This window comes from Pseudovibrio sp. Ad46 (genome assembly GCF_001623065.1).
Taxonomy (GTDB): Bacteria; Pseudomonadota; Alphaproteobacteria; order Rhizobiales; family Stappiaceae; genus Pseudovibrio.
Genome location: NZ_LMCG01000083.1, coordinates 47,070 through 68,684 on the forward strand (window position 1 = coordinate 47,070; position 21,615 = coordinate 68,684).

The 21,615-nt window shown below is 50.4% G+C and carries 13 protein-coding genes and 1 tRNA gene; 5 read left to right on the plus strand and 9 right to left on the minus strand.

Annotated features, from left to right (window positions below; all coding sequences use genetic code 11):
- Window positions 1-261 precede the first annotated feature (261 nt).
- Window positions 262-5,220 carry a type ISP restriction/modification enzyme gene (locus tag PsAD46_RS26585; RefSeq protein ID WP_063308266.1) on the plus strand — a complete coding sequence of 1,653 codons (4,959 nt, stop codon included), beginning with the start codon at window positions 262-264 and terminating at the stop codon, window positions 5,218-5,220.
- Window positions 5,221-5,609: 389 nt separating this feature from the next.
- Here PsAD46_RS26585 and PsAD46_RS26590 read toward each other — a convergent pair whose 3' ends face one another.
- Window positions 5,610-5,810: a hypothetical protein gene (locus PsAD46_RS26590; RefSeq protein WP_063308261.1), complete on the minus strand. Its 201-nt coding sequence runs from the start codon at window positions 5,808-5,810 to the stop codon at window positions 5,610-5,612.
- Window positions 5,811-6,301: 491 nt separating this feature from the next.
- Between PsAD46_RS26590 and PsAD46_RS26595 the strand changes: the two genes are divergently transcribed.
- On the plus strand, window positions 6,302-7,690 hold the full coding sequence (locus tag PsAD46_RS26595) for a hypothetical protein (RefSeq protein ID WP_063308262.1): 1,389 nt from the start codon (window positions 6,302-6,304) through the stop codon (window positions 7,688-7,690).
- Between the two features lie 99 nt (window positions 7,691-7,789).
- Here the strand turns inward: PsAD46_RS26595 and PsAD46_RS26600 are convergent, their stop codons facing one another.
- Window positions 7,790-8,293, minus strand: a complete 504-nt coding sequence (locus PsAD46_RS26600; protein WP_063308263.1) for a hypothetical protein — start codon at window positions 8,291-8,293, stop codon at window positions 7,790-7,792.
- 552 nt (window positions 8,294-8,845) lie between these two features.
- On the opposite strand from PsAD46_RS26600, the gene PsAD46_RS26605 reads away from it, so the two are divergent.
- Together PsAD46_RS26605 and PsAD46_RS26610 are read left to right on the plus strand one after the other, a co-directional pair.
- Window positions 8,846-9,682 (plus strand): RDD family protein, encoded by an 837-nt coding sequence (locus PsAD46_RS26605; RefSeq protein WP_063291773.1) that lies wholly within the window; start codon window positions 8,846-8,848, stop codon window positions 9,680-9,682.
- Between the two features lie 832 nt (window positions 9,683-10,514).
- The gene (locus tag PsAD46_RS26610; RefSeq protein ID WP_063291774.1) at window positions 10,515-11,669 is read left to right on the plus strand and encodes an alpha-hydroxy acid oxidase; all 1,155 of its coding nucleotides are present in this window, start codon (window positions 10,515-10,517) and stop codon (window positions 11,667-11,669) included.
- Between the two features lie 117 nt (window positions 11,670-11,786).
- Here the strand turns inward: PsAD46_RS26610 and PsAD46_RS26615 are convergent, their stop codons facing one another.
- The 7 genes from PsAD46_RS26615 to hemC all read right to left on the minus strand — a co-directional run bounded on the left by PsAD46_RS26615 (window position 11,787) and on the right by hemC (window position 20,134).
- Window positions 11,787-12,791 (minus strand): Gfo/Idh/MocA family oxidoreductase, encoded by a 1,005-nt coding sequence (locus PsAD46_RS26615; RefSeq protein ID WP_063290339.1) that lies wholly within the window; start codon window positions 12,789-12,791, stop codon window positions 11,787-11,789.
- Between the two features lie 32 nt (window positions 12,792-12,823).
- Window positions 12,824-14,023: an AGE family epimerase/isomerase gene (locus PsAD46_RS26620; RefSeq protein WP_063291775.1), complete on the minus strand. Its 1,200-nt coding sequence runs from the start codon at window positions 14,021-14,023 to the stop codon at window positions 12,824-12,826.
- 193 nt (window positions 14,024-14,216) lie between these two features.
- Window positions 14,217-14,292, minus strand: a tRNA-Thr gene (locus tag PsAD46_RS26625).
- Window positions 14,293-14,554: 262 nt separating this feature from the next.
- A complete protein-coding gene (locus PsAD46_RS26630; RefSeq protein WP_063291776.1) occupies window positions 14,555-16,363 on the minus strand; it encodes a heme biosynthesis HemY N-terminal domain-containing protein in 1,809 nt (602 codons plus the stop codon).
- A gap of 21 nt (window positions 16,364-16,384) precedes the next feature.
- On the minus strand, window positions 16,385-18,298 hold the full coding sequence (locus PsAD46_RS26635) for a hypothetical protein (RefSeq protein WP_063308264.1): 1,914 nt from the start codon (window positions 18,296-18,298) through the stop codon (window positions 16,385-16,387).
- A gap of 202 nt (window positions 18,299-18,500) precedes the next feature.
- On the minus strand, window positions 18,501-19,211 hold the full coding sequence (locus PsAD46_RS26640; protein WP_063291778.1) for a uroporphyrinogen-III synthase: 711 nt from the start codon (window positions 19,209-19,211) through the stop codon (window positions 18,501-18,503).
- A complete protein-coding gene (gene hemC, locus PsAD46_RS26645) occupies window positions 19,211-20,134 on the minus strand; it encodes a hydroxymethylbilane synthase (RefSeq protein ID WP_063291779.1) in 924 nt (307 codons plus the stop codon). Before hemC ends, PsAD46_RS26640 begins: the two co-directional genes overlap by 1 nt.
- 127 nt (window positions 20,135-20,261) lie before the next feature.
- Here hemC and tsaD point away from each other — a divergent pair, with 127 nt between their 5' ends.
- Window positions 20,262-21,374: a tRNA (adenosine(37)-N6)-threonylcarbamoyltransferase complex transferase subunit TsaD gene (gene tsaD, locus PsAD46_RS26650; RefSeq protein ID WP_063308267.1), complete on the plus strand. Its 1,113-nt coding sequence runs from the start codon at window positions 20,262-20,264 to the stop codon at window positions 21,372-21,374.
- The last annotated feature ends 241 nt before the right edge of the window (window positions 21,375-21,615 follow it).

Genomic DNA, 21,615 nt, shown 5'->3' on the forward strand with positions numbered 1-21,615 from the left:
AGTGACACACTCACAAAAGAGATAACCCACCAAATCAAAACAGCAAATCCAAATGAGCTTAACAAGATCGGCACAGCGACAGAACAGTCATAGACACAGCTTAAGGACCTTTCAGAGACAGCTAGGACAAGCTGAGAGAACGGCACACAACTGATTATATAAAACTGAGGCCATGCAAAAACTAATGATTGATAGAATTATATCTATGGTTGCAATATGCAGCGCGAAATTGTGATTCTTTTGATGTATTAGGTGTTTATGATGTCCTCCCTACATGATCTCTTAGCCAGTTACCGCGCCCAGGCAGTCACCGAGAGAGAGAAAGGGACGTACTTTGAAGACCTCGTAAAGGTTTACTTCGAGAACGACGATATTCAGCGCTCAGAATACGACCATGTATGGACATTTCGAGACTGGGCAAAAGAGCATGGTCGAGATGGCAAGGACACGGGTATAGACCTTGTAGCCCGCATGAATGATGGATCGGGTTACTGCGCAATTCAATGTAAGTTCTACAAGCGGGATCATCACGTGCAAAAAGGGGAGATCGACTCCTTCTTCACTGCATCCGGTAAAGAGCCATTTACTCGCCGCATCATTGTTGACTCAACAGAAGCACCATACAGCAAGAATGCAGAGGACGCTCTGCAAGGCCAGCAGATCACGACCACCCGTATCGGCCTTGCGCAGCTTGAAGAGAGCCGTGTCGATTGGGAGAAGTACCTCGCTACCAGTGAAGTGGTTCTTCGCTCCAAGAAGACACCACGACCACATCAGGTAGAGGCCTTTGGGGTCATTCGAGAGCGCTTTAAAGAGCATGACCGTGGCAAGCTCATCATGGCTTGCGGAACTGGTAAGACCTACACAGGTCTATGCCTGATGGAAGAGCATGCTGGCAAAGGGAAGCTAGGATTGTTCCTCGTGCCTTCACTTGCTCTTATGGCTCAAACAGTGACCGAGTGGAAGAATGATGCAGTAGAGGATTTCAGAGCTTTTGCGGTCTGTTCAGACACGCAGGTAGGCAAGCGCAAAGTCAAGGATGATGTTGCTGACATCAATATCCATGACCTCGTCATTCCGGCCACGACTGATGCACACAAACTTGCTGAGAAGATTGCAGATCTTCCCAGTGATGAAATGACCGTTATCTTTGCAACCTACCAGTCCATTCAGGTACTCAATGATGCTCAGCAGCTAGGGCTTCCCGACTTCGATCTGATCGTTTGCGATGAAGCCCACCGGACCACCGGCGCAACTCTGGCAGGTGAAGATGAATCCAAGTTTGTAAAAGTCCACGACAACAGCTTCATCAAGGCGAAGAAGCGTCTTTACATGACAGCCACGCCACGCATTTTCGGCGATGAGGTTAAGTCCAAGGCAAAGCAGGTAGATGCTGTTCTCACCTCAATGGACGACGAGGCTTTGTTTGGACCTGTGTTCTTCCATAAAGGTTTTGGATGGGCTGTCGAAAATGGTTTGCTGTCAGATTACAAGGTCATCGTTCTTGCGGTTGATGAAGGCATGGTCAGCCGCACGGTGCAGAACCGACTTAAAGATGGCGCTGAGCTGAAGCTGGATGACGCAACCAAGATTATCGGTTGTTATAAGGCGCTGACCAAAGAGAACCTTATTGATGATGGGGCCGGGGACAAGAACTCCATGCGCCGTGCTTTGGCCTTCTGCAAGGATATCAAGAGCTCCAAGCTGATCGTTGATGAGTTTGAAAAGGTCGTAGACGATTACCTTTCGACATTGGCTGAAGAAGAAGGAATTGAGGCCGATAAGCTCCTCCTGTGTGATGCGGCTCATGTTGATGGGACATTCAACGCCAAGGAGCGTGGCGAACTTTTGAGTTGGTTGAAGGCTGATGCAGAGGCAAACAATTGCCGCATTCTCTCTAATGCCCGCTGCCTATCTGAAGGAGTCGATGTTCCCTCACTGGACGCAATCATGTTCTTGCATCCTCGCAAAAGCCAGGTCGATGTTGTTCAATCTGTCGGACGTGTGATGCGCCGCGCAGAGGGTAAGAAGCTTGGCTACGTGATCCTTCCAGTAGGCATTCCACCCGATGTCGAACCAGCAGAAGCGCTGAACAACAATGAGAAGTACAAGGTTGTCTGGCAAATTCTTAACGCATTGAGAGCTCATGACGAGCGTTTTGATGCGACCATCAATAAGGCATCGCTTGGCGAGGACATCACAAAGTCAATTGAAGTCGTGCCTGTTGTGGATCGCTTGCCTGAGAAAAAGAGGGCAGCGCTGAAGTCTGACATTGGCAGTGGTGGTTCAGCGGATGATAGCCGTTCAGATGGCGATAGCGTCTCCATGGACCTCCCTGTCGAGGAACAGCTCGGTTTTGTCTTTGATGAGTTCACCAAGGCGCTACTTGCTCGCATCGTGAAGAAGTGTGGTACGAGGGATTACTGGGAAGACTGGGCGACTGATATTGCCACGATTGCTCAAACCCATATCACACGCATCACGACTATTGTTGAGAAAGAGGGAACCGCCCAGCGCAAAGCATTTGAAGGGTTCCTTGCTGAGTTGAGAGACGATCTGAATCCAGAAATTTCCCCAAGTGATGCTATTGAAATGTTAGCTCAACACATCATCACTAAGCCTGTGTTTGATGCCTTATTTGAAGGCCATGCCTTCACAAGAGAAAACCCGGTTTCCAAGGCTATCAATGTGATTTTGGAAGCGTTGGAGGAGGAAAATCTTGGCAAAGAATCTGAGAGTCTGAGTAAGTTCTACGCCAGTGTGAAGCGCAAAGCCAGCGTTATTGAGACCGCTGGAGGCCGGCAGAACCTAGTAGTGAAACTTTATAACGAGTTTTTCCAGAAAGCGTTCCCAAAGCTGAAAGATAAGCTTGGCATCGTTTATACACCTGTTGAGGTGGTGGATTTTATTATCCATTCTGTAAACGATGTGCTGCAAGCGGAGTTTGGTCAAACGCTGGGCAGCAAGGACGTTCACATCATTGACCCATTCACAGGGACAGGGACATTCATTACCCGCCTTCTCCAGTCTGGTCTCATTAAGCCTGAGGAGTTGGAGCACAAGTACCGCAATGAGATCCACGCCAACGAAATTGTTCTGCTAGCCTATTACATTGCAGCCATCAATATTGAAGCGGTCTATCATGAGTTGGCAGACGAGCAAGAACTGCATGAGAAGGGCACCTACACGCCGTTTGAAGGCATCTGCTTGACTGATACTTTCCAGCTCTATGAGCAACAACAGGACATGATAGCCGACCTGATGCCTGACAACTCCGAGCGCAGAACACGCCAGAAGGAACGCGATATTCGGGTAATTGTGGGCAACCCACCTTATTCTTCCGGTCAGCGTAGCGAGAACGATAATGCGGCGAATATATCCTATGCAAACTTGGATGAACGTATTCGTTCGACTTACGCTGCAAATTCAAAAGCGACCTTACAAAAAAATCTTTACGATAGCTATATCCGCGCCGTTCGCTGGGCCACTGACAGAATAATTGATACAGGCCAAAAACGAGGCGTTGTTGCTTTCGTTTCCAATGCAGGCTGGATCGATGGGAATGCAAACGATGGTCTTCGAAAGTCCTTAACTGAAGACTTTTCTAGCTTATATATTTTCAACTTACGAGGCAACGCTCGAACATCTGGTGAAGAACGCCGCAAGGAACGGGGTAACGTATTTGGCGAAGGCACCAGAACTCCAGTTGCAATATCAGTTTTAGTTCGCAATCCTGAAGCAACTGATTTTGGGAAAATATACTATCGCGATATTGGTGATTATCTGGATCAAAAAGAAAAGCTGTCTATCATACGCGGCCTTAAGTCCATTAACGGTATCGAAGCTTCAAAAGGATGGACGCAACTTACACCTGACGAGAATAACGACTGGATAAATCAAGCAGATCGTTCGTTTGCTCGTTTTCCTGCTCTTGGAGACAAGAAGGGGCTAGAAGACAACGCAATTTTCCAAAATTTCTCGCAAGGTGTGTTGTCCAGCCGAGATGCTTGGTGCTTCAATTCTTCTGAGATTGAAGTCAAATCTAAAATGAAACGCACGATTGCCTTCTTCAATTCGGAGATCGACAGGTTTATAGAAGCCGGTGGAGGTCGAGAACCTAAAACTTTTTTTGACAGGAACGCCAAGCAAATCAGTTGGTCTAGGGCGTTGCTCAAGGATGCTGAACGCTCGAAAAAGGCTAATTATGATCCAGCGAGAGTTGTTCATTCCCTCTATCGGCCATTCACTCATCAATGGGCATATTTTGATCGGCGCTTTAATGAGATGGTGTACCAAATGCACCACTTGTTTCCAGAAAGGGAGAGCCAGAACCTTACTATCTGCCTATCAGCTGCGAGAGGGAATGTAATGTTTTCTGCGCTTATGACGCAAGATTTACCTGAGTTCTGCATCGCATCTTCACTTGCCGGGTCGCAGTGCTTTCCCCTCAAACTTTACGTGCCCACTAGCACCGATGATGGCCTTTTTGCCACTGGTGAAGCAGCCTACACAGAAAGAGACGGTATCAGTGATGAGGGACTAAAGCACTTCCAAGACGCCTACTCGATTGTGTCCATCTCTAAGGAAGACTTGTTCTACTATATCTATGGCCTGCTTCATTCCTCCGATTACCGCGAGCGTTTCAAGAACAACCTGTCAAAAGAACTCCCGCGCATCCCTGCGGTTTCCCGAGTTGAAGACTTCTGGGCATTCTCCAAGGCAGGCAAAGCGCTGGGTGAGCTGCATGTGAACTATGAGAGTGTTGAGCCTTATCCTGTCATCTTCAAAGAAGGCTCTCTGGAGCTGGCGAACATCACAGATGAGGAAGCCTTTTTCCGCGTTGAGAAGATGAAGTTCGGCAAGAAACAAGCCAAGGATGAAGACGGAAAATCAAAGAAGGTCGATGACAAGTCCACGGTGACCTACAACGCAAATATCACCATGACAGGCATTCCAGAGGAAGCCTATGACTACGTGGTCAATGGCAAGCCTGCCCTTGCATGGGTGATGGAACGCCAATGCGTGAAGACTGACAAGGCCAGCGGTATCGTCAACGATGCCAACCGGTACGCTATCGAGACAGTGGGCAATCCACGTTACCCGCTAGAACTCTTCCAACGCGTCATCACAGTAAGCCTTCAGACGATGAAGATTGTGAACGCCCTGCCTAAGCTAGAGATCATGGAAGAGGCCACTTCAGCAACGCCAGAGCCAGCATAGGATAGCCCAACAAAAGTAAGTAAGGGCAAAGCTGCTGCCCTTACAGGCGCGACAAACACTCATCAGATACCGCGACAAGGCAGAACTGGTTTTACCCCTTCAGCCTCAAGACCTAAGAGGCTCTAATTCCAGAGAAGTGCGACAGAGGCACGACAGCAACTCGAACAAACAACATAAGGTCAGAACGGGGACACGGGAACTCACTCTAACCTTATGCAGTTGAAAATAAATTTAGGCCGCAAGGACAGCAGAGGGACGCCATGAGGTCGGCAAAGCATACAGCGTCTCCCCTTATGAGGGCTGCCCAAACACTGCTAGTCCCAGACAGAGCGGGCAGGCAATAAGCACACACAGTGTCTACCACTTAGACAAGCACCAACATCTCTGACCTACGCATAGCTATCAGGATCTTCCAGCTCATCAACCATCGCACCAAAGAGCGCAAGCCGATCCATTTCATCTTGGGTGAGGATCACATGTAGATGGACCATCTCTCCAACAGAGTTGACTTCACAACGCTGGGCGACGAAGTCAACGGCCACTTGGAGCAAGCTGTTTGTCTGATCTGAAAAATTGTTTGAAGTATGCATAGTCGGCTTCCTTGTAGCAGGGCAACCCGACAACAGAGACGCCAATCTCTGGTGGTCGGGCAGAACAAGATTGGCGTTACCGCTACAAGGAAGCGGCGCACATACGTGCTCTCATTCGCCCGACCATAGAAAACCACGCTCACAGGGAGACGTGGCGCGGTTGGAACGCCTTGTAACAGAAAGGGACGCCAATCCCCGCGCACCTCTGTTTGATGCGCTCACCAGCCTTAGGCTAGCTATGAAATAGCATGGTGAGAATTCTGGGATCTGTCAATAGCGAGGGGTAGCCAAGTGCCCGTTAACCGACAAGATCGGAAATAAGCTCTGGCTGAGCGGAGCACGGGCTTGCAATAGTGCTGATTGCATCCGAAGAGCGTATGCTAAGCTATAAAGCTCTGACAAAAAACTGGAGTAGCAGCTGTGAAGCTCTACAAAAAGATGATTTTAATTCGACGTGGTCCTCAGTCAGTTTGATAATTTGGTGAATTCCAATGCGTGACTCTAATCATGACAGCAAACATTGCCCGCTTAGCGCTGTAGATCGACGATTGAGTGACCTGCATCGCCAGTGGCATCAGGCAGAAGAAGCCTATTTCAATCCAGAAGAGTTTCGAATATCAATTCAAACCGCAATTCAGACTGCTAGAACAGTTACCTTTATTCTTCAAAGCAATAAATCTATCATCCCAGACTTTGAAAACTGGTACAGCAAATGGCAGGAGCGCTTAAAAGCATTACCGCTAATGCGCTGGATGGTAGATGCGCGAAACAAAATCGAGAAGCAAGGAGATCTGGAACAACATAGCGTAGTTCATGCTGAGATTATTTCTTCTTATTATGATGATGGAATGCAAGAGGAAATTCCGGCAGAGTTATTTGAAGGGCTTCAAAACCTAATCGAGCGAATTCCTACAAATGACGAAGGAGCACATATTCGCAAGGATGGGGTTCTTCGAGTTGAAAGACGGTGGGTAGAGAACACGCTTCCAGATTATGAGTTATTGGACGCAGTAGCAGTTGCCTACGGGCATCTTGCGCTTTTAGTCTCGGATGCTCATAAGCAAATGGGTCTACCTGAGCCGATTGTTGTTACAGATGAAGGCGAGATACCCTATGACCGCGCAATGGCTGGAGGGCGCTTGCCATGCATGATTGGGCACAGTGAGCGAAGATCGCTAAATATATGGATTGCAACCGGTGAACGCTTTGATTTTGAGAGAAAGAGCGAAACCGTCAGTCGTGAGAATCTTGAAGAGGCTGCTGAGAGATACGGCTTCGATACAAGCAAAATGTTTAGTGCTAGCGGAGATTTGTATGAAATAGCACGCGAATATTTTGAGGTAGCGCGACGATTGTTCTTACAAGATGGTCATCACGTTTTTGCTGTCTTCATTTTTAAAGATAAAAAGATGATTAATATGCGGGAGTTACGTGTAGATGAGCACGGGCAAAAGTATATCTTAATGCGGCAGCTTGCTAACGATGTTCTGCGTTTAGGCGGAGACGCTGTTTTGATAATCAACGAGGTTTGGCGGGCTAAGTTTAAGCCTCAATATCGTTATCGAAGAGTTGCAGAAATTCCCGGACGAGAAGAAGGACTGGCCGCAACCTTAATTGCGAAAGATGGCGAGCCGCTAGAGCTTTACGCACCGATAAATCGTTCCGGTGAGAATGTTGATTTGGGTGAGACTATTGAGATGAAAAGTGTCTCAGTAAGCGCATGTGCACCAATTTATAACGCTTGGGGTCGTGAAATGCCTTCTCAGCTGAACTCCGATACGTTGTACTTTTCCAGGCCAAGTTCGCTAATGCGAAAACGAATGAAGTTACTGTCAACAACCGCAATATCATCAACCTATTCGCATTGGTTCGATCATTAAGAATCCGCACAGAAGAGGTACACACTGATAAAGAAGGCTATGCAATCAAGAGTACAACCTTCCACTTAGTCACGTGGGTAACTCAGTTTGAGAACCAGTTTATCGACTACCTTGCCCCATAGTCGTGTCCTGAGACATCCCTGTCTCATACATTAGGCTTTTTCCTTCCAACTCCGGTATAAGCAGCGCTTCCAAGTATGCAGTGAAGATCACACGGCGCTTCGGTGCTCCCCCATCAACACCAGGTGCATTCCGGCACATGTCGTACAGTTCGCCAATCTTTACCTTGTCCAAAACATCGCAAAACTCACCCAAGCGCTCCCCCCAGCTCGGGTACTGCAGAAGCAGATCAACCAGAGCACTAACAACAGCCGATTGCAGCTGTTTGCTGTCGTAGGTGGTGTTCAGCAAGGCATAGAGAGCCTTCCATACAACATCCTCCCCATGACGCTCTATAAGGCGCTGAAGACGCGCGGAGCCGCATATTTGAGGTGGTGCATCTACTCCGGTACGGAAGCGAACATTGTAGGGCACAATCTCAACTCCAAAGGAACTGCATAGGGCTTCAGCTGCTGAATGATCAAGGGCCTTTACTGCGGGCATGAGCGCTACTCCGGCAATGAATGAGTAGTAGAATCATACCTGCTCCAAGCACGCAGTACGACGCCAATTGAGCATGACCAAGTGACGAAGAAAGCAATCAGTTGCATACTTTGGCAAAGGAAAAGCCGAAGATCGCTACTCAAAGCCAGAAATTACTTGAGAGCCCCAGCATCTTCAAAAGGTATACCCTGAGGTATACCCCAACAAAAAAGGTCCCTGAAGATCAACCTCAAGAGTACCGTGAAAACTCAGTTTGTGGGGTAGATTGTGGGGTACAAAAGCAAGTAACATCAATAACTACTTGAAAAATATAATAAATTAAAAAACTCAAGGTGACACTCGGGGTCACCATTTATATGAAATTATAATGACCCGGCATGAGAAAATAATTACTACGGGAACAGGCCTCTTTCTCCCTTCTGCATACGATTAATTCTTTGATTTCCTTGAACCTAAGACTGTATATAGAAACAAAATTTTAATCAGCTTTTGCGGTATCTGCGATCACTCTTGTTCCTCAGGTACTTAGCATTAAATGCCGGTACATATCCAATGACTGCAAAGTACTTCTGGCGAAGAGCATTCGCGTATCTACTAGATCTGTTTATCCTCGGCTTTGTCATTACCGCTATTGTCGTCGCATATAACAGTGTTTTTTCTACACGATTTCTTGCGCCAGAACTTCTCAAGACAACTGCCTGTGCACCTCAATTTGACATGATCTCGCAAGAGCGTATGAATGAGATCTTACCGCTCGAACCAGGCCATCAACGCCAGCAAATTCTCTGCAAGCAAACAAACATGTTTGCAAGTAGCTTCCACATAACGGCTCTTCAGAAAATCTGGAAGGAAGGCAATGTCACACGTTCTGTCTCAGTGAGTTACTACTCTGATGAATACGGTAATCAAAGAACTTACCTCCCATCAGAGCCGTTCTTCTATTTGCTCGCCCCATTCGTATTTGCCTTGTTTCTTGCTAGAATGGGTCAGACCCCAGGAAAGCGTCTACTCAATTTGAATGTATATAATGCCTCTCTTCAGAAGCCTGATCTAAAGTCAGCATTAAAGCGTGAGTACTTTAAAGCGACAGTTCTCATCATCACAGCCTTGTTTGGGCTTTACTCACTCTATCAGATCATCATGTTAGATTTGGTAGAAGCAGGAAAACAAGCTCAGGAACTACTTCAAAACCTCGGACAAGGAAATTTCTGGCTTTGGATCGTAGGCGGGGTTGTTCTCAGTCTCGCTGCCTTCTGGTTCGAGTTTGGCTCATTCATACGATGGAGAGGCCGCACTTATTGGGATCAATTCGCAAATCTTACGACGAGTAAGACAGAAGACTTGGTAATGAGAAAAGCCGAAGCCGACAAGGTTATCGCTGATAAGTAAACCGCCAATTGGATGGTGAGCTCTCTTCGGCTCGCCATCCAAACTTAAATCTTGAGGCAGTTCTTTCATTTACATTTAGCTAATTGAGCCCACCATTGAGGCAGCCAAAACTGCACATGGAGGGTAAGCCATGAACTATATATCCAATGTGCTTAAACGGTGCGGAGATAATCTTCGGAACTGGTTTTACAATTGGATGGCCTGGATCAGCCGGCAGAAGAAATAAGAACACGAAGCCTCCCTGATCCTCCCATACAGATACTCACAATGGGAAGCAGCACCTCCGCTTCCCACCGGTCCAGCTGCGCAAAATCAGAAGAGCTCATCGCCCGGATTGCACAACGAGACGGCAAGACCAGCACTCACTGTATACGCCCTCTTTTGTAGCATCGCCTCTCTCATCTACGTTCGCTCTTACATGAAATTTCTGGCCCCCACCCCACCAACACGCCCTCACAAGCTACGTAATTTCACTCACCAATCTTAAACTTCGAGTATCTGCAAAGTAAGCTTATGTCGCTTTTTTGAGATATATTTCAGTTACATATCACAAATAGCACCCAGGCAAGATGAAGTCTCAACCAGACACTCACTAAACGTTTATGCAAACAAACAAAACAAGCAAATTCAGATAGTTATTTGACAGTTACGCTTTAGTCAGTACCGTCAATTCAAAGATATTTCAGAGTACTTACGGCATTCATAGATGAATGCGAATAACACTTTTCCCAATACTGGTAGACTGAAGTCGTATACATGTAATGTTGACATATCACCGATACGTGCAATCCCTCTATACATAAAAACTAATGTTTCGGGGGGAGGCCCGTACATGGCACCAATACTAGAAATCAGTGACCTCAAAGCGCGCGCTCGCAGACGCGTTCCAAAGATGTTCTTCGACTATGCCGACTCTGGTTCTTGGACTGAGAGCACCTATCAGGCAAACGAGAGCGACTTCGCGAAGATCAAGCTGCGTCAGCGCATCGCGGTCGACATGACAGACCGCACGCTTGCCACCAAGATGGTCGGACAGGATGTCTCCATGCCTGTCGCACTGGCACCAACCGGTCTGACCGGAATGCAGCACGCCAATGGCGAAATTCTCGCCGCACAGGCAGCTGAGGAATTCGGCGTACCTTTCACGCTTTCAACCATGAGCATCTGCTCTATTGAAGCTGTTGCAGCGAAGACCACGAAACCATTCTGGTTCCAGCTTTACGTGATGAAGGATCGGGACTTCATCAACGCCCTGATCGATCGCGCAAAGAACGCAGGCTGTTCTGCACTGGTTCTCACATTCGACCTGCAGATCCTGGGCCAGCGCCACAAAGATTTGCGCAACGGCTTGTCTGCCCCGCCAAAGTTTACGCCCAAACACATCTGGCAGATGGCAACACGCCCAATGTGGTGCATGAAAATGCTCACAACGCCAAACCGCACCTTTGGCAATATTGTCGGCCATGCAAAAGGTGTTGGCGATCTCTCCTCCCTGTCCTCATGGACAGCAGAGCAGTTTGACCCACGCCTGAGCTGGGATGACATTGAGTGGATCAAAAAACAGTGGGGCGGCCCGCTAATCCTCAAAGGCATTCTGGATAAGGAAGACGCACGCCACGCAGTCGATTCTGGCTGTGATGCGATCATCGTCTCCAACCACGGCGGACGTCAGCTCGACGGCGCACCATCCTCCATCGAGATCCTGCCGGAAATCGTGGACGAGGTCGGTGATAAGGTGGAGATCCACATCGATGGCGGCATTCGCTCAGGTCAGGATGTGCTGAAAGCCATCTGTCTCGGCGCCAAAGGCACCTACATCGGCAGACCGTTCCTGTACGGTTTGGGCGCAGGCGGTAAGCAAGGCGTGACACAGTCACTGGAGATCATCCAGAAGGAACTGGATACCACCATGGCACTGTGTGGTCGTCGCGATCTCAATACACTCAATCGCGACAACCTCTATTCCATCAGAGGCGAAAAAATCTAGAGCGCGTTCCGTTTGATTGTATTCAATCAAACGACAAGAATTCGCTCAAAATAAAGAAGTTAGGGCATGAGGCGTAAATGCAAACAAGCGCAACATGCTCTAACACCAGCAAAACACTCAGTCGGGAGACCCAACGGTCTCCCAGCTGTCATTGCGTTCAGAGCGGACAATCGCATCGATGATTTCCATGTTCTGGATTGCATCAGCAACACCGTAAGGCAGCTCTTCTTCACCTTTGACCACACGAGAGAACAACTCACCCTGCAGCGTATATTGATCACAGGCAGCAACGCGCTCCACTTCAATCGCACCATCCCCCGGCAAACTGCCAGAATCGAGACGCAAGATAGTCTCTTCACCAGCAGGTGCATTGAATGGGATGAGAATTTCCAGACGCTTGGCAGTCCCCACCAGATTGATACGCTGATACGGAGCAGACTGGGTTGAAACCGTAAATTGAGCCTGACGTCCTTCTCCAAAGTCCATCATCACAGATGTCAGACGGTCCGTGCCAAAGTTTCTGTCACGATCAACAAGGCTCACAACACGCTCAGGCTCAGCATCAAAGAAGTAACGTGACGCCACAATCGGATAGCAGCCAATATCCATCAGGCCGCCCCCGCCAAGCTCTGCTTTGTTGCGAATGTTCTGCGGGTCCTGATTGCTGTAACCAAAGAATGCCTGAATACTCTGCAGCTTGCCCAGCTCACCAGATTCTACAATCTCAAGCGCCCGCTGCCACTGCGGATGCGCCCGCACCATAAAGGCTTCCATTACGAAGCGGTTATCCGGCATTTCCAGCAGAAGACGCGCTTCATCTGCATCAAGCGCAATCGGCTTTTCACAGAGCACATGCTTTCCAGCTTTCACAGCCTCAATCGTCATCGGCACATGCATGTGGTTGGGAAGCGGATTGTAAATCACGTCAATATCAGGATCAGCCAACAGCGCCTCATAGGAACCATAGGCTTTCTCGATACCCAGTTCAGCAGCAGCTTTCTTGGCATTCTCCTCATTACGAGAAGCAATCGCGACAACCTCAACGCCCTTGGCTTTTTGAAGCGCAGGAATAACCTTTTCGCGGCCAATCCGTGCAGTCGAGAGCACACCCCATTTAACCATTGCAATTCTCCCAATCTATACTGCAGGAACCGTTATTTAGCGCGCTCAAAAGTAACCACTTTCTGCCCAACCTCAGTTTTAGAAAACCGGTCAAGTTCAGAAATGGCCGAAATGATGTGATAGAGTGAGCTTGCTGGCGCCGCTTCTTTCACAAAGCTACCATCCGGCAAAAACTTGTCTTTCCAGAGACCAGCAGGCACGCCCTCAAAGAACAATTCCAACGCCTTCAGAGCATCCTGCATAGATTGGCGAAACCGAGGCCACTCACTCTCAGGAGTGCACTCCAGCATGGCGATAGAGCCCTTAAGCCATTCAGCCTGAGACCACAGACGCGCCAGTGGGTCACGCATGGAAAAGTCATCATTGATGCCCATAACCGCAACACCGCGCTCACGATCTACGCCATGGACCTCCGCAATCTCAAAGAGACGCGCAGCAGCAGCCTTAGCGCGACCATCACCACGCAGCTTGTTCCAGCGGCTCAGCAACCATGCCCACTCAAAATGATGTCCCGGCTCGAGCGCCCTGCCCTCATCACCTGGCATCGGAGACCAATCCAGTGCAAAGAACTCACGCAAACCACCTGTTTTCTCGCAGATGAAATACTTCAGGCAAAGCTCACCAAGCTCATCTGCTAGCGCAGACCAAACGGCTTTCTGCTCAGTGCTCAGATTCTCAGAGCGTTCCCATTCAAGACACATTTCAAACAGATGCATATGCGGGTTGGCACCCAGTGGCGCACGCGCAGGCTCAGCTTCCTGAAAGCCCGCAACAGGATGCTTGAAGCGGCTCTTCAAAACATCAAGCAAAGCCCCGGCTTTCGCGCAGGCTTCCCCGCGCTGTTCACTGTTTACATCAGCAATGCTGGAAAGAGCCAGTAGCGCAAAGGCCTGATTGTAAAGGTCAAACGAAGTGTCGAGCAGCTCACCATCGGGCGTCGCAAGCGCACCGATATACCCATCAGCAGTGCCGTACACCCGCTCCACATAGGCTTGCGTGCGCAGCGCGACGTCCATCCACGGGCCATCCCAGCCCAGACGTCCTGCTTCGCAATACACAAACACCATACGAGGGTTGACGCGACCACGTCTGTTATCCGCACTACCTTCACAATCCAGTGTGATGGTCTCAGCAAAACCACCATTTGCAGCGTCTTCGCCAGCTTTCAACCAAAGCGGCAATGCATCTTCAAACAACCACGCGCGCAACTTATTCAGGTGATCGACAATCACTTCCGGTACTCCACACCATCATCAGCCCGCTCCCACGAACCCCCGATGGCCTCCATATGTGCAAATGAAATCAATGCGCTTAAAGGTTCGACTAAAGGACCAAAAAACACAAATCCGAACCTACGACGAGTAGGCGACAAGACAAAGCCAAATGAGCAAGTTTTTGGGGGATTATAAAGTATCAGAGAGTTAGTGGTGCCGCTGAAAGGACTCGAACCTTCGACCCCATCATTACGAATGACGTGCTCTACCATCTGAGCTACAGCGGCGTTCCAACAGGCACAAGGGGTGTGCCGGAAAGTGGAAGTTTGATACCCAAGCTCCCAATAAGATGCAAGTATGATTTGCAATGGCAGAGAATGCATCCACCATCAATCTACAAAGGCAGGAGACGCAACAAAGAGCACGTGTCCTGCCTGTGCAAGTCTCTTAGAGCACGTCGCGTTCATTAGCATTCATGCATCGTACTCTAACATCTTTGGCCTAGCGAATTCTTCTCGTTTGATTGAACAAATCAAACGGAACACGCCCTTAGCGGAAGAACCTGAAACTCTGATCCTTTGGAGTTTTCGGATCTTCATCATCTGGTTCAGGTCCTGGGTCATCAGGAAGCTGAGAAAGCGGGAACTCCACCAGCTTCTCATCTTTCTTCTCAGGTTTATCATCCGGCGAGCTCGGAGCTTCCTTCTCAGTCTTGGAAGGGTCCTCTGCCTTGTCCGCAGCCTTTTCATTGGCTTTGGTCGGCGCCCAACTGGAAGATTCCACAGGTACGACAGTCGCACGAGGTTCTTCAGTCTTGGCTTGCTCATCTGGCTTTTTCTCAGCAGATGGCTCTTTAGCAGTCTCTGTCACAACAACAGGCTCAGCAACGTCAGCCTTTGCCGCCGGTGCCTCCACAGGCTCGTCCTTCACTGCAGCAGGCTTTTTTGCTTCCTGCGGTTTAGGCACAACGATATCCGCCTCGACCGGTTCCTTCAGAACCTGTACAGGAGCTGCCAGTTCAGGTGGCTCAAACAGCTTGTCATCGATGACTTCAATCAACTGCTCCTGATCCACAGCCCCTTCCGGTGCTGCCCACTCATAGGCATCCACACGGCCTGTCTTTGGAGAAACAGGCGCCCAATTGGCAGAGACAATGCCATCCGCAGTCCAGACTTTATCGCTTGGCGCACGTACAGCGCGGGACAACCACTCACGAATGCGGCCCTGATCACCATGCTCGCGCTCTTCAAGATCAGCCATTAGCAAGAACGCACGCTGCGTTGGCTCAGAGCGCAGAACGCGCTTGAGCTGGTCACGTGCTTCATCAAACTTCTTGGCTTCAATCGCAGCAACAGCAATCGCAATCGCGCCCTCAGAAGAGTAAGCACGCATGCTCGCCAATGTTCTGACGCGGCTCAGACGATCCGTGACAGAATCGCCAGGACGAACATGAGCATAAGCGTCAGCAAGATCTGGGTGCGGGCTCAACTTCCAGGTCGCTTCAAGGATCTTACTTGCTTTGCGCACCTCGCCTGAGCGTGTCCGCAAACGAGCTGCAACAATCGCAGCAGGTACCAGCGAAGGAGCAAGGCCATGCGCTTCAACAGCAAGCGTGCGTGCACGATCCGGATTCTCATTCTCCAGCTCAAGAGCACGTGCAGTCAGCAGAACAGCTTTCTGGCGACGAAGAGTTTTCTTATCCAGCATGCGAGCAGCATAGTTGCGCTCAAGCGTTGCAATGGCTTCTTCCCAGTCACCAGAAACGGCCTGATACCCAAGCACGGCATTGCCAGCCCAACGCAAACCCGGAACCAGATTAAAGGCTTCCTCGGCAAAATGGCGTGCGGCTGCAGGCTCACTTTCCCGTTCCGCTTCAATGTAAAGGCCGTGCAAACCCACAGCCATGGAGCGATCATCTTCCAGCATCGCCTCAAACCGGCGACGGCTTTCTGCATGATCGCCATCCAGCTGAGAGGCCTGCGCCAGAAGCAGGCGAGCAGCAGGCTCGTTGCCATCCAGCAGTTTATCCGCCTTCAGACCAAACTTGCGCGCATGCAGCGTATCGCCAGATCCAAGGGCCATCAGCCCCTGAGACAGGGCATCATAGCCTTTGTCTTTCCGGCGGCTCTGCATGAAATGGGAAACCAGAGTTGGCGACTTCCAGATCAACCGGAAGAAGCCCCAAGCCACAATCGACGCCACGATGGAAGCACCAAACGCAACAACAGCTGTCAGCAAGCTTGCCTGAACAACATACCCCTGCCATTCAAGCGTAACGACGCCCGGACGGTCTGCCATCCAGGCTCCGCCGAGAGCCAGCAAAAATACAAACGCGAAAAAGATGAGAACGCGGACCATGTCCTTCGCTCCTTTCCGATACTACTTGTTTTCAGAAACAAGCGACTTCAAAACTTGAGCGGTGATTTTCTTCACCAATTCATCTGCTGCCAAACGGGCTTTCACCTGTTCGGCCCACGCTGCACCAACCTGTTGCATCGGTTCTGGCAAAGCATCGTAAGCCTTAATCGCTCCGGCAAGATCACCCGCAGAAACCCGGGATTCCATCGTGCCAAGTAACTCGCCGGAACTCGTGCCATCACTGTCTGTCGGCGTCCGAACAGAAACCAGTGACTTGGCGCTGGAGAACAGACGATCAACCACATCATCATTCTCACTCGTCAGCGACACCGCACTCATATCACGCGCGACCTTACCAAATCCGGCAATCAACGCAGCGGAGGACGGAATACCACTCGCGGCACTTGCCTTCAGTGGCGCCAACTCAGCAGCATCACCCGGAAGTACAGCTTCAACGGCAGCCAGTTCCGCCTCATAGGTATCACCAGAATCCACAGCATTGCGCAAAGAGGCAATCGCGATTGCACGCGCCGCACGCTCCTGCGCACTTGCAGTGCCAAGAGCCTTCTCCAACCGGTCAACACGTGCAGTAATCTGCTGTGTTGTCTCGGCATTCGCCTGCGTCAGCGCTTCAATCTTGCCTTCAAGAACTTTCTGCTCAGCCGTCAACTTGCCAATCTGCGCAAGCGCTTCATCCACCTTGGAACCAGTTACAGCCAACTGTGAACCAAGATCCTTCAGTTGTGTCGGCGCTTCTTTCAATGCCTGAAACTGCTTTTGCAAATCTGTCAGACTGCCTTGCATGCCTTTCAGAACCTGCTCAGCATTCTTTCGGGACGCTGCGGTCAGATCAGCAACCTGCTTAGTCAGCTGATCCTGTGTCTTCTTCATGCTGGCAACAGCAGCACCATCACCGGCTGCACCGTTGGAAATCAATTCGTTCAGCTCTTTAATCTCAGCACCAAGCGTCGAAACCTGCTCTTGCACCTTCGCGGTCACACCTGCAGTCGCATCACTCAATTTACTGCTGGTTTCTTTCTGGATCGCATCCAGCTGATCAGTCAGGTTCTGAATGGTTTCCTTAGCCGCAAAACTACCCGCCGCATGATCTTTCAGCGCCGTAATTTCCTGGCTCAGCTGCGAATAGCGGTTCTTGGAGCTTTCCAGAAGAGCCTGAACCTCGGTCGCATTCTGACCAGAGCCGGCGCCAATCATCTGAAGCATGCCAACCTGATGCAGACCAACGCCAGCACCTGCAACAATCAGCGCACCAATAACGCCAGCAGCAAGCATCGCGCCAAATCCAGCACCTTGCTTAGGCGGATGCGGAGGCTTATCAGCAGGCCCGCTGGGGCCTTTACCGGAAGGAGGCGGTGGTGGAGGCGTATCCTTGCCACCCGAGCCAGCCTTATCGTCCTTGCCCTTCACAGGCTCTTTCGCAGCAGAAGCGGTGGAGGTTTTGCTCGCGGCAGCAGTTTTGCTGGCGCCTGTCGTCTTCGTAGCAGAAGGCTTTACTGTGCTGGATGCAGCAGCGTCCTTCTTCTCATCAACTGCGGCCTTTGCGCTTGCAGCAGCAGTCGGCTTGGCTGTTGTTGAGGCAGAAGGTGCCCCCGCAGCTGGTTTAGCGCCCGCTGCAGGCTTCGCAGCAGCAGCTTTCATCGCTTCAGTATTTTCAGTCTTCACGGATGATTGTGATTGTTGTTTGCCAGTTGGCGGCACAGAGCCCGCCTTGGTAGAAGTCGCCTTGCTCGCAGCAGGCTTGGCCGCAGGACCAGCGCTCGCGGCAGGCTTATCAGTCTTGGAAACGTCTTTCGCAGGCAGGTCAATCGTGACAGGCTTTCGGGATCCACTGGAGAGCGGAGATTTCCGTGATGATGTTCCACCACCCGAGCCTGCCCCGGTGGACGCCCCACCTTTTTTGTCATCAGCAGCCATCAAAACCTCCTAGAATGGCGCGTTTCAAGCAGTTTCCAGCCGCGCCAATTTTCATAGTCACGCAATCTCGACAAGGCCTCTTAAGAGGCCTCTTTCTTAACATAAGCATCCCTTTAGCAAACTGCTATCAGGGAGAATTAGCACCTTGCCAAACAAACTGCGACTTCTCCATAGGGTTCAGAGAAGTGCAAATCACTTCCTCTCAACTTATCGAACCATTGAGAAGTTCAAACAAGCTATCCTCACGCGGCGTTTTCGCAGTAAAAACCTCGCCAAACGCTCCAGCCTGCTCTGCAACCCGCTTTGAAACACATAATGCTTTCATAGAGTTAAGAAACACTATGGTTTTTTCAAGATTTGAAAGGCTGAGAAAAATTTGAATTGTTCGCGGAGAATAAAACAACACACAATCCAGCATCCCTGCTTCAATCAGTTCACGGGTTTTCTCAGAAAAGCCAGTCGCAGCAGCCATTTGGTAGACCTCCACCATACGGCAGGCAATGCCCTGCAGCTCAAGCTGTCCGGCCAGGTCACCACTGCGGTCAATCGCTGCAGGGTAAAAGACAGGCCCCACCTGCTTGCTGTCCGCAATCAGTCCGCCAAGGGAATCAACATCCCCATCCGCACATATGATCTCTTGGAAACCGGAAGCCTCTGCAGTTCTGGCTGTCGCCTCACCCACAGAATAGAGAGGAAGGTGCTGTAGCTGTGAAACAAGACCATTGAAGACAAGGGCTTCAATGGCATTCGCGCTCGTCACAGCAATCGCTTTGGCGTCCCCAGCCACATCACCGTCAACGGTCAGCGGCTGGAAACTCAGCATCGGCTCAACAATCACATCGTGTCCCATAGCAATCAGCTTCTGTGCAGTTTTATCCGCTTGAGGCTGAGGACGGGTCACGAGTATTTTCATTAGAGCTCCAGAAAGTTTGGACCAGACTTCGCCTTCAGCTCTTTGCCAAGCTCGCGGCCAATCTCTTCAGCATCGCTTAACGGGCCTTCACCTTCAACTGTGTGCGTCTGGCTGCCATCCGGTTTGATCACCTCACCCCGGAAACGGATACGATCCCCTTCCACATGGGAGAGACCAGCAATCGGCGTACGGCAAGAACCATCCATCTCAGCCAGATAAGCACGCTCCAGCAAAAGGCGGCTTTCAGTCTCTGCGTGATGGATCGGCGCAAGAATGCGCGCAGTCTCTTCATCACCAAGACGCGCCTCAATACCAATCGCGCCCTGCCCGACAGCAGGAAGGAAGTGCTCCACATCCATCAAAGACGTAACCAGATCACCTTGTCCCAGACGTCGCAGACCAGCGTAAGCAAGGAAGGTTGCGTCAACCACACCTTCACCAAGTTTGCGCAAACGGGTCTGGAGGTTACCGCGATACATCACCACATCAAGATCAGGCCGTAGACGCTTAATCTGTGCCTGACGACGCAAACTGGAAGACCCGACCACAGCACCCTGTGGAAGATCTGTCAGTTTTTCTACCTTAGGAGAAATGAAAGCATCGCGCACATCTTCACGTGGAAGGTAAGCGGTCATGCCCAGACCATCCGGCAGCACTGTCGGCATATCCTTGGAAGAATGAACTGCCAGATCAATGGACTTATCCAGCAAAGCTTCCTCAATTTCCTTGGTGAACAAGCCTTTGCCGCCTGCTTCGGAAAGAGGCCTATCTTGAATTTGGTCTCCCGTTGTTTTTATAACAACAATCTCGAAGTCATCATCGGTTAACCCGTGTGCCTTCGCGAGACGAGCGCGTGTTTCATACGCCTGGGCCAGTGCCAGGGCGCTTCCACGTGTACCAATTCTTATAGGTTTTGTTTGCAAGGATCACATTCCCAATGCTAGGGGCTCATGTTAGATGAGCGACATAAAATCATCGGCCCGCGAAATCAACCATGCTTTGCGCATGAGAGAACGACAAAAACCAAGCGGCCAAAGGAGACCAAACGTGCTGACCATCCTCGGCATAGAAACGAGTTGTGACGAAACTGCCGCTGCTGTCCTTGAGATTGATCAAGATGGCAAATGCGTAATTTTGTCCAACGTGGTGCATTCTCAAATCGATGAGCACACACCGTTCGGCGGTGTTGTACCAGAGATTGCGGCGCGCGCCCACATTCAGTTGCTGGATGGTATCGTAGATCAGGCGATGAAAACAGCAAATGTGAAGTACTCTAATCTATCCGCAGTTGCTGCAACCGCTGGCCCCGGCCTCATTGGCGGCGTCATCGTGGGCTTGATGACAGCAAAATCTATCGCCATGGCAATCGATAAGCCATTGATTGCAGTGAATCATTTGGAAGGACACGCCCTCACCGCACGCATGACGGATCAGGTTGAATTCCCATTCCTGCTGCTCCTCGTCTCCGGCGGACACACCCAGTATCTCCTCGTAAAAGCTCTTGGGGAATACGAAAGATTGGGCACAACCATTGATGATGCGATTGGTGAAGCGTTTGACAAAACAGCCAAACTGCTCGGCCTGCCTTATCCCGGCGGTCCGGCTGTAGAAAAAGCTGCAAAACTTGGTGATCCAACCGTCTACAAACTGCCACGCCCACTTTTGGACCGCCCCGGCCTCGACATGTCTTTTGCCGGGTTGAAGACAGCAGTGCGCACCGCCGCCTTAAAAGAAGAGCCTGTCAGCGAGCAAACCGTCAACAATCTGTGCGCCTCCTTCCAGGAAGCTGTCGCGGATGTTCTCGGAAAACGCAGTGCAAGAGCCTTCGAATTATTTAAAGAACGCTATCCGGATACGCCTGTCAAAATGGTTATTGCGGGCGGTGTTGCAGCAAACGAAGCAATTAGGATTCGTCTCAACGAGGTTGCTGCGGAACATAGTGCGGAATTAATCGCACCACCGCACAAACTGTGCACAGACAACGCCGCCATGATTGCATGGGCTGGAGCGGAGCGACTGAGAAAACTCGTTGCCGAAGACCCATCTATTCTGGAACAAAACGGTAAGGGCGACGACATGAACGAAGCCCCGCGCCCACGCTGGCCCCTGGACAAGATCTCCGAAAGCGTCGTCGGCTTCGGTCGCAAAGGCGCAAAGGTTTAGCGACGACCACACGGCACAAACATACTTCCAAAATCCCGCCTCGCCTGCGGGATTTTTAAGTTCTGAATCGCTAAAAACTTATCCCCCCGCCCTCAACCCCGCCTATTCTCAGTGTTGTGCTCACGTATTCGGGCAGCTGATGGACCGTCCATCAGTGCGGCGTGGGCTGGGCGGGGCTACCGGGCGAAGTAACGCATCACCCGGCGGGTTCGTTGAAACACCCCTTGAAAGTCTTTAGTGG

What these genes read in the sequence shown, in the direction of transcription:
- PsAD46_RS26600 (WP_063308263.1), bottom strand. Translation starts at nt 8,293, where the DNA reads ATGCCCGCAGTAAAGGCCCTTGATCATTCAGCAGCTGAAGCCCTATGC.
- PsAD46_RS26590 (WP_063308261.1), bottom strand. Translation starts at nt 5,810, where the DNA reads ATGCATACTTCAAACAATTTTTCAGATCAGACAAACAGCTTGCTCCAA.
- PsAD46_RS26585 (WP_063308266.1), top strand. Translation starts at nt 262, where the DNA reads ATGTCCTCCCTACATGATCTCTTAGCCAGTTACCGCGCCCAGGCAGTC.
- PsAD46_RS26640 (WP_063291778.1), bottom strand. Translation starts at nt 19,211, where the DNA reads ATGAAAATACTCGTGACCCGTCCTCAGCCTCAAGCGGATAAAACTGCA.
- PsAD46_RS26605 (WP_063291773.1), top strand. Translation starts at nt 8,846, where the DNA reads ATGACTGCAAAGTACTTCTGGCGAAGAGCATTCGCGTATCTACTAGAT.
- PsAD46_RS26635 (WP_063308264.1), bottom strand. Translation starts at nt 18,298, where the DNA reads ATGGCTGCTGATGACAAAAAAGGTGGGGCGTCCACCGGGGCAGGCTCG.
- PsAD46_RS26610 (WP_063291774.1), top strand. Translation starts at nt 10,515, where the DNA reads ATGGCACCAATACTAGAAATCAGTGACCTCAAAGCGCGCGCTCGCAGA.
- PsAD46_RS26595 (WP_063308262.1), top strand. Translation starts at nt 6,302, where the DNA reads ATGCGTGACTCTAATCATGACAGCAAACATTGCCCGCTTAGCGCTGTA.
- PsAD46_RS26630 (WP_063291776.1), bottom strand. Translation starts at nt 16,363, where the DNA reads ATGGTCCGCGTTCTCATCTTTTTCGCGTTTGTATTTTTGCTGGCTCTC.
- PsAD46_RS26615 (WP_063290339.1), bottom strand. Translation starts at nt 12,791, where the DNA reads ATGGTTAAATGGGGTGTGCTCTCGACTGCACGGATTGGCCGCGAAAAG.